Source organism: Alcanivorax borkumensis SK2 (genome assembly GCF_000009365.1).
In the GTDB taxonomy this organism is placed as follows: domain Bacteria; phylum Pseudomonadota; class Gammaproteobacteria; order Pseudomonadales; family Alcanivoracaceae; genus Alcanivorax; species Alcanivorax borkumensis.
This window is the reverse complement of record NC_008260.1, coordinates 787,172-803,429: the sequence shown is the minus strand read 5'-3', so window position 1 is coordinate 803,429 and position 16,258 is coordinate 787,172. Positions and strand designations below refer to the sequence as shown.

Genomic DNA, 16,258 nt, shown 5'->3' with positions numbered 1-16,258 from the left:
AGTTGGTGCAACCCTCCCCATTAGCAATCGCACCAACTGGTAGCATAATATTATTATTGATGTGCTAATAATAATACTGAATGTCGACTACGTCACAGTTTGATCATCCCCAAAACCGAACCGTCCATCGTTATAAAGCGCTCTTTACTGCCAGCGAAATCCTTAACGTTTATGCAAGTTAGCCATCAATTAGCACCCCGTGAGGTCTGACAAACTCGAGCCACCGCATCCCGCCACCCTTGATAGCGCTTCTGCCGCTCCGGCTCAGCCAGCGCGGGGGAAAAGCCCCGTTCACAACGCCATTGCTCTGCTATGGATTCCAGTGATGCATACAACCCGACCCCCAGGCCAGCCAGATAGGCAGCCCCCAAGGCCGTGGTTTCGGTGACTACCGGTCGGTCCACACAGACGCCCAGCACATCCGACAAGGTCTGGCTCAGCCAGTTATTCACCACCATTCCACCATCCACCCGCAGGGTGGTCGGCCGGGTGCCACAATCCGCCGCCATAGCATCCAGCAAATCCCGCGATTGATAACACACGGCCTCCAGCCCCGCGGTGACCACCTCGGCAATCCCAGTATCACGGGTCAACCCCATTAAGGCTCCCCGAGCATGGGGGTCCCACCACGGTGCGCCCAAGCCAGTAAAGGCCGGCACCAGATACACGCCTCCGGCAGAACCGACGCGGCGGGCCAGGGCTTCGGTTTCTCTGGCATCCCGAATTAAATGCAAGCCATCTCGTAGCCACTGAATCGCCGCTCCAGCCACAAAAATAGAGCCCTCCAGTGCATAGGTGGTTTTGCCATTGAGGCGATAGCCCACGGTGGTCAGTAAGCGGTTATGGGATTCCACCGCCTCACCCGTATTCATGACCATAAAGCAGCCGGTGCCATAGGTGCTTTTCACCATCCCCGGAGCAAAACAAGCCTGCCCCACCAACGCCGCCTGCTGATCACCGGCAATACCGGTCACCGGCACCGCCGCGCCCAACAATTCCGGGCAGGTGGTACCGAAATCAGCGGCACTGTCGCGCACGTCGGGCAATACCGATGCAGGCACATTGAATAATGTCAGCAGCTCTTCATCCCAGCATTGCTCATGAATATTGAACAATAAGGTACGCGACGCATTGGTGGCGTCAGTAGCGTGCACCTTGCCACGGGTCAGTTGCCACAACAGCCAGCTATCGATAGTGCCAAAAGCCAACTCTCCGGCTTCTGCACGCTGACGCGCATTGGGGACGTTATCCAGCAACCAGGCCAACTTGGTAGCGGAGAAGTATGGATCCAGCAACAAACCTGTTTTGCTACGCACCTGATTTTCATGACCCTGATCACGCAACGCTTCACAGGTAGACGCCGTACGACGATCCTGCCAAACAATTGCCCGGGCCAACGGGTCACCGGTCTCGCGATCCCACAACACCGTAGTTTCACGCTGATTGGTAATACCAATGGCCACCAATTGCTGCGCTTCTACCCGGGCATTGCGCAAGGCTTGCTGACACATGGCCAAGGTATCATTCCAGATTTCCATGGCGTCGTGTTCCACCCAGCCATCCTCGGGAAAATACTGGCGAAACTCTTTCTGAGCCTGCCCGCAAGCGTGCCCATTGGCGTCGAACACAATCGCCCTTGAACTGGTAGTGCCCTGGTCGATGGAAAGGATATAAGGCATGGCTCGTCTAACCTTGTTATGCATATGGGGGTAGAAATCAAACAAATGCCACGAGATAGCATGGAAAGCGTATTTTAAATGAAGACCGGATGACACATTGCACAATAACGGCCAACCCAATAGACCTTATCGGCTACCAGCGGCTTTGTGCAAAGGCCTAAATAGAGGAACATTTAAGCTTTCCCTATTCAATGAAGTTCGTTCACCCGCCCTAGCACATGCTGGCCCTGCTGATCCTTGGGCAAGGTCACGGTAAAGCGGGCACCACCTTGCGGGCTTTCATCCACGCAAATCCCGCCTCCGTGCCAATCCACAATACGTTTCACAATGGACAAACCCAAACCGTACCCACCGCTGGCCCGGTGGCGGCTCTTATCCAAACGGGCAAAGGGTTTAAACACCCGCTCGCGTTCGTGCTCTGGAATCCCCGGGCCGTCGTCATCCACATGAATGAACACCAGATCATCACTCTCCTCAACCCGCATAACAATATGGGATTTAGCGTAGCGCAAGGCATTGGTCACCAAGTTCTGAAGCACCCGATGCAGATAGCGTTCCTCCGCTTCCACTTTGAGGGTCGGGCAAGCGTTGTTCACGGTGATGACCGTTTCATCACGAATGGTTTCCAACTCATCGCGCAGCTGTTCGCACAATTCGCCAATCACCACCGGTTTGAATTCAATATTAGGAGTGCCTTGCTCCAAGCGAGCATAGGTAAGGATTTCGTCAATCAGCTGATCCAGCTGTTCGATATCTTGATCCATAGCATTGAGCTTTTCACGGCGACGCTCCGCCGACTCAATATCGGCAAGCATCTCCAGCCCAAAACGCAACCGCGCCACCGGGGTGCGTAATTCATGGCTCACTGCGCGAGTCATCTCTCGCTGTGACTCAATCAAACGACGAATATGTGCCGTCATACCATTAAAGGTTGCTGCCACCTGCCCAATGGCATCACTGCCTTCGATATTGGCATAGGCTCCCAGGTCCCCACTGCCCAACTGACTCACCGCCTTATCAAGCCTCTTGAGTCGCCGCTGCAGGGGGCTCACCTGTAGATAAGTGGCCAGCGCCACCGCCAACAAGCTGGTAATACCAGCAATCAACAGCAACTCAATAGGAAACCGGTCAAACAAGCTCAGCGGGCCAAGCACCAACAATTTATCGGTTTGTGCCACCGGCGCATAAATCCGGATACTGGAATCATTGCGAGTACTGTCGTCAAGAGCAATAACCACCTCACGGCGCCCGAGTCGCTGTTCTTGCTCATCATCCAGAGAGACATCATCGCGCTGCAGCAACGTCAGAGGGTAACCGAACTGACGCTGCAAAGTAGTCAACGCCTGATCCCACTCTGATTCTTGGAAATGGGACAAATAATGAAGGATCAACACAGCCGTAGCCCGCGCCTGTTGTTCAGACACCTTGGTCATCCGCGTGTTGATATAGACATCTTCGCCAGGAAGCTGAAACAAGACATCGGCGTAGCCCGCATCGTCATTCAGACGCATCACCACAAGGCCGTCTTCAAGGTGCAAACGTTCCCGATACCCCAGCGCCAGATCATCACTGGAGAGCAGCGCGATCTCGGCACTGAACAGCTTGCTAAGCACCTGACTCCAGCGATCGCGGTCGCCAACCTCATAATGCTGGTAGCCTTCCGCCATCAGAAAGAAGGTGCCCCGGGCCATCTTTTCACGGTACAGGTCGGATCGGTAACTGTTCACCAGCTCCACCGCACCATAGGTGATGGCGCCGATCAAACACAGCGCCAGCAACAAGCCCCCGTAGAGCCTCAGGAAAATACTATTCAAACATCACCCAGCGTCATCCCTGCGCCGCAACGACCAACTCAGCCGTTATATTGCGCCGATTTCCTTGACGAACAGATACCCCTTGGAGCGTACCGTTTTGATGCGCTTGGGGTTTTCTGGATCGTCCCCTACTTTAGGGCGAATCCTGGAAATACGCACATCAATAGAGCGGTCTTGCCCGTCATATTGAATGCCCCGCAGTTTCTCGAAAATTGTTTCCCGTGACAGCACCGTGCCCGCGTTGGACGCTAGCAGCCAAAGCAAATCGTATTCCGCACTGGTAAGATCCACCGAATCGCCGGCCAAAGTCACTTCGCGGGCAGAGTTATCGATCACTAAGGCACCGAATTCCAAGCGTGCCGGTGAATTATCACGCTCACTATCCGTTTCCACTCGACGTAACAAGGCACGGATCCGCGCCAACAACACCCGGGGTTTAACCGGCTTGGCCACGTAATCATCGGCGCCCATTTCCAAGCCCAGCACCTGATCCATATCATCGGTGCGAGCGGTAAGCATGAGAATGGGATTCTTATAGGCACTGCGCACTTCACGACATACCGTCAGGCCGTCGGCACCGGGCAGCATCAAATCTAGCACCACCAGATCCGGCTGATCCGCACGAATACGGCGAATAGCTTCTTCACCGTCGCTGACTACCGTCACACCAAGGCCATTGCTTTGCAGGTATTCACAGGTTAAATCGGCAAGACGCTCATCGTCTTCTACGATCATGATGGCTGGCGGGTTATCCTGCACAGTTGTCATCCCGTCCTTATCCTTCTTGAAATTTGTATCGTTATTGTCGTTTTGTTCCAACGCCAACCCGGCAAACTGTAACAAACGTATCTCTATCGTATGTTTATACGCATACGCGTTGTACACGGCAACCTCTCAGGCGGCTCATCATACAGACAACAACGCCCCTGTGGTTTTCCCATACTTCTCCCAATATAGACGCCTTATATACAACAATCTGCAAGAGCACCCCCATTAACAAACACTATATCTAGTGTGGCATGCCCCAAAAAAAAGCCTTCTCAATGCACTCACATTGCCCCACAAGTTATCCACAAGATTTCCCCAGGTGAAGTGCTTGCAAATAAGCAAGCACAACTATACCTTGTACCAGAGTCAGGCGCGCACCCCAACATGTTGGGTTTTTATAAAGCTAACGCCTCCCCAAGACAAAGCAGTCTATCGCACCGGAAAGTGCAATCTCATCAGCGATTTAGCACTTTCCTGACAAGCAAGGGGGAAAATTACGTCATGAATAAGACACAACATCTTGTGGTTCGTGCGCTCACGACCCCACCATGCATTACCTAAAACACGATTTAACGCGCCATGGCCGTACGGCCATGGCGTTTTGCGTAGTGAAGCCGCCAGGTTCACAGCACACAAACACAGACAGCTAAAGCACAAACAATGGAGAGGGCACCATGCAGACGGATATGAGCCAGAACCCACAGAACGCTGGCTCCCCTGCCAGCGACAGCAACGATCAGGACCAGAGCATTGCCAGCACAGCGCCCGGCCAGCTACGCGTCATCAAGCGCAATGGCAAGGTCGTGGGCTACGATGACGACAAGATCACCGTTGCCATTAGCAAAGCTTTCCTTGCTGTCGAAGGCGGCACCGCCGCTGCATCGTCCCGCATCCATGAAACCGTAGCTCGCCTTACCGAGCAGGTCTCCGCCACCTTCAAACGTCGCATGCCTTCCGGCGGCACCATCCACATCGAAGAAATTCAAGATCAAGTTGAACTAGCCCTAATGCGCAACGGCGAACAGAAAGTCGCCCGTGATTACGTGCTGTATCGCGAACAGCGAGCCTCCAAACGCGCTGCCGAACAGAAAAGCACAGACCTGCCCGCACCGACTCACCAAGTGGATATGTCTGTCACCATGGAAGACGGAAGCAAAGCACCGCTGGACATGGCACGCCTTGAGCACCTGATCCGCGCAGCCTGTTCCGGCCTGGAAGACGTGAACGCCGACAAGATCATCACTGAAACCGTGAAGAACCTGTACGACGGCGTCTCCATCCACGACGTGAACACCTCCATGGTGATCACCGCCCGCACCATGATCGAAGTGGAGCCGAACTATTCCCAGGTGACCGCTCGCCTGCTGATGGACAAAATCCGCGCCGAAGCACTGCAGTTTTTGCGCGTGGCCGAACGTGCCAGCCACGATGAAATGAATGCCCTCTATAGTGATGCATTGAAAGCCTACATCAGCAAAGGCATCGAGCTGGAACTGCTGTCTCCGCAACTAGCCGAGTACGACCTAGACGCGCTAGGCGCGGCCCTAGATGGCAATCGCGATCTGCAGTTTTCCTACCTGGGCCTGCAAACCCTGTATGACCGCTACTTCATTCACCATAACGACACCCGCATCGAACTACCCCAGTGCTTCTTTATGCGTGTGGCCATGGGCCTGGCAGCGGAAGAAGATAACCGTGAAGCGCGCGCCATCGAGTTCTATAACCTGCTATCCAGCTTCGATTACATGAGCTCCACGCCGACCCTGTTCAACGCCGGCACCCTGCGCCCGCAGCTATCCAGCTGCTACTTGACCACCGTGCCGGATGATCTACACGGCATCTACGGCGCCATTCAAGATAACGCCATGCTCTCCAAGTTTGCCGGCGGGCTGGGTAACGACTGGACCCCCGTGCGCGCACTGGGCGCTTACATTAAAGGCACCAACGGCCGCTCACAGGGCGTGGTTCCTTTCCTTAAAGTGGTCAACGATACCGCCGTGGCCGTTAACCAAGGCGGCAAGCGCAAAGGCGCCGTCTGTGCCTACCTAGAAACCTGGCACATGGACATCGAAGAGTTTCTGGAGCTGCGTAAAAACACCGGTGATGACCGTCGTCGTACCCACGATATGAACAGCGCCAACTGGATTCCCGACCTGTTCATGAAACGCGTGATTAACGAGGAAGACTGGACTCTGTTCAGCCCCAACGACACGCCAGACCTGCACGACCTGTACGGTGAGGCATTCGAAAAAGCGTATACAGAATACGAAGCCAAAACCCGCAGCGGCGAACTGAAACTGTTCAAGCGACTGCCCGCCATCAACCTGTGGCGCAAGATGCTCTCCATGCTGTTTGAAACAGGCCACCCTTGGTTCACCTTTAAAGATCCGTGCAACCTGCGCAGCCCGCAGCAGCACGTGGGCGTAGTGCACTCCTCCAACCTGTGCACCGAAATCACCCTGAACACCAACCAAGAAGAAATCGCCGTATGTAACCTGGGCTCCGTAAACCTGGCCCAGCACGTGGACGAAAACGGTCTGAATATCGAAAAACTGCAAAGCACCATTAACACCGCCGTGCGCATGCTCGATAACGTGATCGACATCAACTACTACAGCGTGCCCCAAGCGAAGCGTTCCAACATGAAGCACCGCCCGGTGGGCCTGGGCATCATGGGCTTCCAGGACGCACTGTATAAGCAGGGCATCAGCTATGCTTCCAGCGATGCGGTGACCTTCGCCGATACCTCCATGGAAGCGGTGAGCTACTACGCCATCCAAGCCTCCGCCAAACTGGCGGAAGAACGCGGTGCCTACCAGACCTTCGACGGCTCCCTATGGAGCCAGGGCATATTGCCCATCGACTCCATCGATATTCTGGTCAAGCAACGTGGCGAAGATTACTGCAAGGTGGACCGCAGCCAGACCCTGGACTGGGACAGCGTGCGCGCCATGGCCAAGAAAGGCATGCGCAACTCCAACGTGATGGCCATTGCACCGACAGCAACCATCGCCAACATCACCGGGGTTTCTCAGTCCATTGAGCCCACGTACCAAAACCTATACGTGAAATCGAACCTGTCCGGCGAATTCACCGTGGTCAACCCTTACTTGGTTAAGGCGCTTAAAGAACGCGGCCTGTGGGACAACGTCATGGTCAACGACCTGAAATACTACGATGGCTCCGCACAACCCATCGAACGTATTCCGGCGGACCTGAAAGAACAGTTCCGTACCGCCTTCGAAGTGGAACCGCGCTGGTTGGTAGAAGCAGCAAGCCGGCGCCAGAAATGGATCGATCAGGCTCAATCCCTGAACCTGTACATTGCCGAAGCGAACGGCAAGAAGCTGGACGTGACCTACAAAATGGCCTGGTTGCTGGGTTTGAAAACCACCTATTACCTGCGCGCCATCGGTGCCACCCAGACCGAAAAGTCCACCATCAGTGATGGCAAATTGAACCAGGTTTCCTCCGGGCCAGAAACGCCGGCTGAATTCAATCAGGCCGCCGACGTACCCAAAGCTTGCTCCATCGACGAACCTGACTGCGAAGCCTGCCAATAAGAGACGCTCGCACGCTATCACGCGCCATGCAGCACGCATTTTCCTGCGTACCCACATGAAACGTGAAGCGTGCACGCTGGCATAAAGAATACGCAAGCGGTGAATCAACACCACCAAACTTGTAATGGAATATGGAGAGAACACATGCTGAGCTGGGACGAATTCAATGCGCAAGAGACGCCTGTCGCCAAACCGCAGCCCACACCCGCAACGCCGCCGGAACCTAAGGCGGTATCTGACCAAGCGTCACCTGAAGCTAAAGCACCGGGAACGGGAAGTACTGCGGATGATGGAATCGAGCAGCAGCGACGAGACAACACCGCCGCCGCCCGAGCCGCCTCAGACGCGGTAGCCCGCGCCCAGGCCTCCGTGGCAAAGATGGACATAGAAGACGGCGTTGCCGAACTGGAAGGGGCCGCTGGCCGCGTAGAAGTTGACGACAAGCGCATGATCAACTGCCGCGCCGACCTGAACCAATTAGTTCCCTTCAAATATGACTGGGCCTGGCAGAAATACTTGGATGGCTGCGCCAACCACTGGATGCCTCAGGAAGTGAACATGAACGCCGACCTGGCGTTGTGGAAAAAGGCCGACGGCCTCACCGACGACGAGCGTCGCATCGTCAAGCGTAACCTGGGTTTCTTTGCCACTGCCGACTCCCTGGTGGCCAACAACTTGGTGCTGGCCATCTACCGCCTAATCACCAATCCAGAATGTCGCCAGTACATCCTGCGTCAGTCTTTTGAAGAAGCCATCCACACCCACGCTTACCAGTACTGCATCGAATCACTGGGCATGGATGAAGGCGAAATCTTCAACATGTACCAGGAGATTCCGTCCGTAGCCAAGAAGGCCCAGTGGGGCATCCAGTATACCCGAGACCTATCCGACCCGGAGTTCACTACCGGCACCCCGGAAACCGACAAAGCACTGCTGGAAAACCTGATCGCGTTCTACTGCGTACTGGAAGGCATCTTCTTCTACTGCGGCTTCACCCAAATTCTGTCCATGGGTCGCCGCAACAAAATGACCGGCGTGGCCGAACAGTTTCAATACATCCTTCGTGACGAATCCATGCACGTGAACTTCGGCATCGACGTGATCAACCAGATCAAACTGGAAAACCCACATCTATGGGATGCCCAGATGCGCGACAAAGCCACCCAGATGATTCTGGAAGGCACCGAACTGGAAATTCAATACGCCCGCGACACAATGCCACGCGGAGTACTCGGCATGAATGCCGCGATGATGGAAGAATACCTGCAGTTCATCGCCAACCGCCGCCTGGCCCAACTGGGCCTGCCAGAACAGTTCAAAGGCGTGAACAACCCGTTCCCGTGGATGAGCGAAATCATGGACCTGCGTAAAGAGAAAAACTTCTTCGAAACCCGGGTCACCGAATACCAGGTGGGCGGCGCACTCTCCTGGGAATAACAGTGTGAGTGTTGTGAGTTGCCATTAGAGAGGGCACGTTTGCCATTAGACGGTAACGTGCCCTCTTTTTATATCAATAACTTACAGATTTCTTGCCATTAGAGGATCTTTAGCAGCCTCGCACCACCCTTCGCCTCAACATCCAGCCAGTGAAAAGAGGAGCCGCAAATGTCAATCGCATTAGTAAAAGAACAAATTCAAGAATTTTTGGCGGATGACACGCCCGAGGTGCTGGCAATTCGTGGAGACTGGGGAGTAGGTAAAACCTTTACTTGGAATACCTTTCTTACTGCTGCCGCAGAATCACAGTCTGTCTCACTTGACAACTACTCATACGTATCCTTGTTTGGCATCAATTCACTTGAAAATTTTAAGTTTTCAATTTTCGAACAGGTAGTTGATGTTAAGGAAATAAACCATAAACCAAGCCTAGAATCCTTCAGGAAAAGCACGGAAAAAATCAGTAAATCACTGGGAAGGAAGGCCGTTCGCACAATTCAAGGCCTCCCTTATGCCAAAGACCTTTCCCCTGTTTTTGAGGCCATATCCTTTCTATCTTTAAGAAAAACACTTATTTGCATTGATGACATTGAAAGAAAAGGTGATTCATTAAAAATAAAGGACATACTAGGCTTAGTCTCTTTACTCAAAGAACAAAAAGACTGCAAAATAGTTTTGATATTAAACAACAAATCGTTATGTGATAACGAAGAAAACGAGCTTAACAAATATCGAGAAAAGGTTATCGACATTGATCTCGTTTTTTCCCCTTCAGCGAAAGAGTCTGCCCAAATCGCCATACCTGAATCCATACCAAACAGCGAACAAATATCAGAACTCACAACAAAACTGAACATAAACAACATACGAATTATCAGAAAGATCCTCAGGCTAGCAGAAAAGCTTCCCTCAATACTTTCCGACTATGAACCGGGGGTAATAAATCAGGGGCTTCACAGCTTAATATTATTTTCATATTCATATTACCAAGGAGGGAACCCCGACGTTCCTCCATTCGACTACATAAAGAATATAGGCGGAAAACTCTGGGGCATCGGGAACGACAAAGCGACAGCAGAAGAAGTCGCATGGAATGACTTTCTGTCAGGCTACTCGTTAAAAGATATAGATGCATTCGATCTTGAAATAGCCAAAGCTGTTGAAAAGGGAGTTTTCAACAAGCCTACCCTAAAAAAAGAAGCAGAAAAAATTAACGAAAAATTTATAGCCCGAAAATCAGAAGCCTCAATATCAAAAGCCTGGAATAAATATCACTTCACATTCGAAGACAATGAATCAGATTTGATCGACTCCTTACTTAACAGCTTTAAGACGAACCCCCAGCATATAAGCGTATTAAACCTTAACGGAACCGTTGATTTACTTAGAGACCTTGGCTACAACAAAGAAGCCAACGAAATCATCGAGCTATACATAGCCGAATTTCAAGACAAAAGAGAAACCTTCGATCTAGACACGACCCCTTTTTCAGAAAGGGTAAATGACAAGACCCTGCTTCAAAGATTCAAAGAGGAACACGAGAAAATCAACGATGACAGAGATCCAGATCAAGTCCTTGATACTTTCGTAAATAACAACGCTTGGAAAAGAGAAGACATAATACTTTTATCACGGGCAACGGCCGAGCAGTACTACAAAATTTTTAAAAAAACAAAAGGCGAGAAATTACCAAGCTATATCCGAGCCTGCCTTCGCTTTGAGCGAATCGCTAACATTGGTGATAACGAGAAAGTGATAGCCCAAAATGCCCGCCAAGCTCTAACCAGAATAGCAAAAGAGAGCAAACTAAATGCACTTCGAGCAAAACGGTTTGGAATCAGCCTCAATACAGATCCCCCTGAAAGCCAATAAGTGTAGTGATCTAATGAATCCGGACACCAACTTAGGTAGTAAAATTATCACCTTAAGCGAGGTGTCAGATGACCAGGAAATGACGTTCCTTTACTCCTGAGTTCAAGCCCGCTTGGTGCTAGATCAAGGTTATACTTTACCCAAGGCCAGAGCATTGCCCAATTTACTCACTGGGCCCCATTTCTGAATTCTCCTTTCGACTCTTCCATAGGCACAGATAAGCGCGCTATAGTCCATAAATATACTGAAAACTATATATTCATACGCAAGCAAAGCGTGCTATTCGCAGCTATTCAGCGTTTTGGAAGTTCTGAATTATGCTATCTAATTCAAGTAGTTGCGCGATCTGTGCTTTTTATTATGGCAAGAACTGCGATTTACCTATGGCAAGAAATCGCTAAGTTATTGTTTTTACTAGAGGTGGAGTGATACCTCTAATGGCAACTCACAAGTGTGTGAGTTGCCATTAGAGAGGGCACGTTTGCCATTAGACGGTAACGTGCCCTCTTTTTATATCAGTAACTTACAGATTTCTTGCCATTAGAGGATCGTTCGCAGCCGCAAACGCGCAACTAAACGCCCTCACACTTCACCTCAGCAACGCTCCGCCACAATCTACACAGCGCACCTCTTGCCCCTTCATTACTGCCTGTGTCCACGATTAGCTGTAACCCCCCCCCGAAAATTAATCAAGGTTTTGAGTAGAGAATTTTACTTTGATCGCACAAGGAGCGAATAATGAAGAAGTCTCGATTTTCCGACAGCCAGATTCTGGCGATTCAGCTTGAATGAAGGGCAAGAAGGAGAAAGAGGAGCGCCACCGGATGGTGGCGCTGGGCGTTTTGCTCAGCTTACAAAGATTTGGTGCAGAAGTAGAAATCCTTGCAGTCGTATTCACCTGACTCTACACGGGCGTTGGCCGCTTGCGCGGTCTTGGCCGGCGGGACGATGACCTTGTCTCCTGGCTGCCAACCTTCCGGGGTGGCGATGCCGTTTTCATCACTGGTTTGCAGTGCTTCTAGCAGGCGCAGGAATTCGGGAATGGAGCGACCATTACTCATCGGGTAATAAACCATGGCACGCAGGATGCCATTAGGGTCGATGATAAAGGTGGCGCGCACGGCAGAGGTATCCGCTGCGCCCGGATGGATCATTCCGTAAGCATTGGCCACTTCCATCTTCAGGTCTTCAATGATCGGGAAAGGGATCTCCACACCGAAGTTCTGTTTGATATTGCGTATCCAGGCAATGTGCGAGTGGATGCTGCCGATAGACAAGCCAAGCAGTTCACCGTTGCGCTTGGCAAATTCTGGGGCGGCCTTGGCAAAGGCCATGAATTCGGTGGTGCACACCGGGGTAAAGTCCGCCGGGCGGGAAAATAGCACCAACCACTTACCACGATAATCTGCCAGGGTTCTCTGGCCATCGGTGGTCAGTGCGTTGAAATTGGGGGCCGGTTCATTGATCTGCGGCAGGCCGCGGGTTTGCTGTACTGGGGCTTCCATTGGTCTCTCTCCTTGCATTAAAAGCGGGGGACCGGGCTTGCAGAAAAAGCATAAAAGGGAGACCGTATTCCTGAAATATATATTCTTATATGGTTTAGATATATAAACCCTGTCGCTCACTTTTAATCTGAATGTAGGCCGACACCAGCAAGGCAACAATCAAGCGAGACGACAACAGGAAAAAGGAGTCAGTGATGAAACGGACACGGGTAACGGGGTTGGCGTTAATGCTCATGGCTGGCCCTTGCGTTGCTGATGCGCTCACGGACAGGGAAGAGGCGCGCCAGGCCAGCATGGCTCTGGGCGGGGCACTCAAACAGGCATTGATAGCGTCCATGAAGGAAGGGGGACCGCTGGCGGCCATTGACGTGTGCAATCTGTCCGCCATGCCGATTACCGAACAGGTGAGTGAACAGAGCCAGTGGGCTGTGGCCCGCACCAGTCTGAAGATTCGCAACCCGGATAATGCCCCGGATGCCTGGGAGCGCGAACAGCTTGAAGCCTTCCAGGCACAACTGGATGCCGGAGCCTCGCCGGATTCCCTGGAGGTGCTGCAGACTGAATACCGTGACGGTAAGCCAGTGCAGCGATACATGAAACCGATCATGGTTCAAGGGCCCTGCCTCGCCTGCCATGGCAGTCAGCTGTCCGCCGAGGTGACGCAGGCACTGGATACCCATTATCCGCAGGACCAAGCCCGGGGGTACCAGACCGGTGAGTTACGCGGTGCCTTTACTCTGGAGCGTCCGCTTCCCTGACCTGGCCTGCGGTAATTTAAGGGGGCTGGCCTGAATGGCACTGAGTTAACTCCAAGCCGTTCATGCTACTGATCGATTTCCTCCCCGTTGCTTTGGAGGATGGCCATTCTTGCGTATATCGACGTGTGGCTCATGTCTGAACGCGTCAATAGTGGTGTCGGCTTTGTCCTTCATTTGATCGCTCTTGGCTCAATGTGCCAGGCGTTTTTCATCTCACCAACCAGCATTCCCCCTTTCACGCTGGTGCGCATTAAAGCCAAGTGGCTTTAGCGTTCTAACAGCAGGAATGCTTCTGTGGGTCGATTTACAGATAGCGAAAAATTGATCACTTTTCTTAATATTAAAACTAAATACATTCCATTCTGTAAATACGGTGATAGGCCCCTATGTCCACGATCCGCAGCCTGAAAGACGGACTCAACCTTGAACTCTTCAAGCTAACCCTTGCTACTCAAATACCGTGGTGATTGCCATTTTGTTGCCTGAACGGAGCCTCGGAAACTCGTGGTAATTCAAACGACGGCAGAAGGTGTAGCCCCAGGTAAGCAACCACCAAAGAACGCAGCGTCGCCTGCGAAGATCCCGAGACCTTTCATCACAAGCGCTCAAAATTTCAGCAGTTTCGGGGAAATGCCGTTTGTTTTACGTGATCATCATTGGCAACATGGAGACGAGCCCGTACCAAGGCTCATTCCAACCGCAGGAGGCTTCGCATGAGCGATTACGACGACAGAGATGATTACCAGCAAGAAGCCGAAGATCTGTTGGAGACGATTGAGCAGGTGGAAGAAACCCTGACAGTCATGTCTAAAGTGGTCGGGCAACTGAAAGAGCAAGTGGCATCACACCTAGACCCGAACACGATAGAAATGAGCGCCGAGGAATTCCTCGATCAATGTGAAAATTTAGAAGGAACTTGGCACTAGCGCTAATTCAACGCGCTTTGCGCAGAGCGCCGACCCCGCGCTCTGCGCAAACGGGGGCTACATGGCTGACCTTGGCCGCTCCGCCTGCCCGCTCGGGTAGCGGCGCACCCCTCCCACCCACGTGCCTAGCACCTGAATCTCCCTCCAGTCACCAATGGCTTCCCGTGGATCCCGGTCCATCCAAACCAAGTCCGCACGCATTCCTGGGCGCAACTGCCCCACCTGATCGGCCACCCCAAGCTGTTTAGCCGCATCCACTGTCACCGCTTGCAACGCCCGCTCCACGCCTACTGCCTGTGCCGGGCCCAACAAAGCGCCAGAGGCGGTCTTGCGTTCAACCGCGTTCCACACCAGCTGCAACGGCTCAAACGGTACCATTGGGGAATCTGCATGCAGGGTAAAGCGCAAGCCGGCTTGTGCCGCTTGTGCCAGCGGACTTACCTGCCGTGCCGGCTCCTGCCCCGGGAAAATATCCTGGTGGCGATCGCCCCAGTAAGACATATCGACATTGAAGAAAGAAGGAATCACATCCAGCGCCACCATTCTTTGCAGCTGCTCCGGGGTGGCCATTTGCACATGAATCAACACCGGCCGCACTCGCACCTGCGGGCAGGCCGATCGTGCACCGGCGATAGCATTCAAGCTCTGATCAATGGAGGCATGGCCATTGGCATGCACGGCCACCTGCCGGCCCTGGCAATGAAACTGTTGCACCTGATCATTAAGCGCCTGCTGAGATAACGCGCCCCCCCCCAAATCGTCCTCTGGGGAATCATCCGGCAACGAATAATACGGCGAGCCGAAAAAACCACTGTAGCCTTGCAGCGAACCCTCGCTGACCAGTTTCACCGGCCCCAGGTGAATACGATCGCCCTCCGGAATGTCGAGTTTCCCAGACTGTCGCTGTTGTTCCGCTTCCGTGTTAGGCCAGAGACTCAAGCGCAGCGGAATCAGCCCGAACTGTAGCGCCGGTTCCAAAGCTCGAATCGCTGCCGGGTCTGCCAATCCATTCTGCGCAAAAGTAATGCCACGGGACAGATAGATATGCGATGCCCGGGACAACACCTTCAAAAGGTCCATGCTTGCCAACGCCAATGCCTTGCTACGCACTGGATAAAACGCCGCTTCTGCTAGCAAGCCATTGAGCCGCCCGGTTTCATCGCGCCCATAAAAACCACCGGTAGGATCTGTGACATCTTCCTTGATCCCCATACTGCTCAGCGCGGCGGAATTAACGACCCCAAAATGCCCGGAGCGATGCATCACCACAATCGGTCGCGTCTCGCTTACTGAATCCAACTCCGAGCGGGTGGGGTAACGTTGCTCACCGATAGCCGTGTGGTCAAAACCGTAGGCAAGCAGCACCCCTTCTGAGCGACGCTGCGCCAAAAGACTCAAGCGCTCCAGCAAAGTGTCTATGCTGTGTAAATCGCCAATGGGAGGACTGTTAGCATCCACCGCCACTGCCGATAACCCTTCACCGGGGAAATATCCATGCGCTTCAATAAACCCGGGCATTAGCGTGCCGCCCTCCAAATCGATCACCATCACATCGCGGCTGACCTGCTGACGCAACACTTCGGCCTCACCCAACGCAACGATTTCACCATGCTTAACTAGCATCGCGTCTGCTACTGGCTGCTGCGGGTCCATGGTCAGCACCGTACCATTGAAGAACAGTTGGGCCGCCGGCGCCGGCGGATTAAACCAACGATGAACCCCTACCGCGGTTAAGATCAGCAAGGCGATCACCACCACCACAACCCACAACCCAGCTTTCTTCATCGCTCTCTCTCTCAATGCTGGCCGGTGCATTTAGCCACCCACAAGCCTTCACTCATTAAGGGCAGACTCTGCCCTTCTCCACCGCGGAGAACAAGCTTGCTGTCTCTAAGGCCAAAACCCCTTCTGCTTTCATCACCTTTTTCAATCAGAC

The 16,258-nt window shown here is 52.9% G+C and carries 10 protein-coding genes; 5 read left to right on the top strand and 5 right to left on the bottom strand.

Annotated elements, in window-relative coordinates; translation table 11 throughout:
- Positions 1–185: 185 nt before the first annotated feature.
- From glpK to ABO_RS03680, 3 genes are all read right to left on the bottom strand, one after another.
- On the bottom strand, positions 186–1,679 hold the full coding sequence (gene glpK, locus ABO_RS03690; RefSeq protein WP_011587999.1) for a glycerol kinase GlpK: 1,494 nt from the start codon (positions 1,677–1,679) through the stop codon (positions 186–188).
- Between the two features lie 188 nt (positions 1,680–1,867).
- Positions 1,868–3,493, bottom strand: a complete 1,626-nt coding sequence (locus tag ABO_RS03685; protein WP_011587998.1) for an ATP-binding protein — start codon at positions 3,491–3,493, stop codon at positions 1,868–1,870.
- A 45-nt stretch (positions 3,494–3,538) separates the two neighbouring features.
- Positions 3,539–4,261, bottom strand: a complete 723-nt coding sequence (locus ABO_RS03680; protein WP_011587997.1) for a response regulator — start codon at positions 4,259–4,261, stop codon at positions 3,539–3,541.
- A 674-nt stretch (positions 4,262–4,935) separates the two neighbouring features.
- Here ABO_RS03680 and ABO_RS03675 point away from each other — a divergent pair.
- The 3 genes from ABO_RS03675 (at position 4,936) to ABO_RS03665 (ending at position 11,133) form a co-directional block, all read left to right on the top strand.
- Positions 4,936–7,824 (top strand): ribonucleoside-diphosphate reductase subunit alpha, encoded by a 2,889-nt coding sequence (locus ABO_RS03675; RefSeq protein WP_011587996.1) that lies wholly within the window; start codon positions 4,936–4,938, stop codon positions 7,822–7,824.
- Between the two features lie 144 nt (positions 7,825–7,968).
- Positions 7,969–9,261, top strand: a complete 1,293-nt coding sequence (locus ABO_RS03670; RefSeq protein ID WP_011587995.1) for a ribonucleotide-diphosphate reductase subunit beta — start codon at positions 7,969–7,971, stop codon at positions 9,259–9,261.
- Positions 9,262–9,429: 168 nt separating this feature from the next.
- Positions 9,430–11,133 carry a hypothetical protein gene (locus tag ABO_RS03665; RefSeq protein ID WP_011587994.1) on the top strand — a complete coding sequence of 568 codons (1,704 nt, stop codon included), beginning with the start codon at positions 9,430–9,432 and terminating at the stop codon, positions 11,131–11,133.
- An 851-nt stretch (positions 11,134–11,984) separates the two neighbouring features.
- Here ABO_RS03665 and ABO_RS03660 read toward each other — a convergent pair.
- Complete coding sequence (locus ABO_RS03660; RefSeq protein ID WP_011587993.1) at positions 11,985–12,638, bottom strand: peroxiredoxin; 654 nt, start codon at positions 12,636–12,638, stop codon at positions 11,985–11,987.
- Between the two features lie 194 nt (positions 12,639–12,832).
- On the opposite strand from ABO_RS03660, the gene ABO_RS03655 reads away from it, so the two are divergent.
- Together ABO_RS03655 and ABO_RS03650 are read left to right on the top strand one after the other, a co-directional pair.
- Positions 12,833–13,396 (top strand): Tll0287-like domain-containing protein, encoded by a 564-nt coding sequence (locus ABO_RS03655; RefSeq protein WP_041704891.1) that lies wholly within the window; start codon positions 12,833–12,835, stop codon positions 13,394–13,396.
- A gap of 713 nt (positions 13,397–14,109) precedes the next feature.
- Positions 14,110–14,322, top strand: coding sequence for a hypothetical protein (locus ABO_RS03650; RefSeq protein WP_011587991.1), 213 nt, complete (start codon positions 14,110–14,112; stop codon positions 14,320–14,322).
- 57 nt (positions 14,323–14,379) lie between these two features.
- On the opposite strand, the gene ABO_RS03645 is transcribed toward ABO_RS03650, so the two are convergent.
- A complete protein-coding gene (locus ABO_RS03645) occupies positions 14,380–16,107 on the bottom strand; it encodes an amidohydrolase (RefSeq protein ID WP_041704888.1) in 1,728 nt (575 codons plus the stop codon).
- Between the last annotated feature and the right edge of the window lie 151 nt (positions 16,108–16,258).

Excerpts from the sequence above, each read along its gene's own strand:
- glpK (WP_011587999.1), bottom strand. The coding sequence starts at position 1,679 with ATGCCTTATATCCTTTCCATCGACCAGGGCACTACCAGTTCAAGGGCG.
- ABO_RS03680 (WP_011587997.1), bottom strand. The coding sequence starts at position 4,261 with ATGACAACTGTGCAGGATAACCCGCCAGCCATCATGATCGTAGAAGAC.
- ABO_RS03675 (WP_011587996.1), top strand. The coding sequence starts at position 4,936 with ATGCAGACGGATATGAGCCAGAACCCACAGAACGCTGGCTCCCCTGCC.
- ABO_RS03670 (WP_011587995.1), top strand. The coding sequence starts at position 7,969 with ATGCTGAGCTGGGACGAATTCAATGCGCAAGAGACGCCTGTCGCCAAA.
- ABO_RS03665 (WP_011587994.1), top strand. The coding sequence starts at position 9,430 with ATGTCAATCGCATTAGTAAAAGAACAAATTCAAGAATTTTTGGCGGAT.
- ABO_RS03660 (WP_011587993.1), bottom strand. The coding sequence starts at position 12,638 with ATGGAAGCCCCAGTACAGCAAACCCGCGGCCTGCCGCAGATCAATGAA.
- ABO_RS03655 (WP_041704891.1), top strand. The coding sequence starts at position 12,833 with ATGAAACGGACACGGGTAACGGGGTTGGCGTTAATGCTCATGGCTGGC.
- ABO_RS03650 (WP_011587991.1), top strand. The coding sequence starts at position 14,110 with ATGAGCGATTACGACGACAGAGATGATTACCAGCAAGAAGCCGAAGAT.
- ABO_RS03645 (WP_041704888.1), bottom strand. The coding sequence starts at position 16,107 with ATGAAGAAAGCTGGGTTGTGGGTTGTGGTGGTGGTGATCGCCTTGCTG.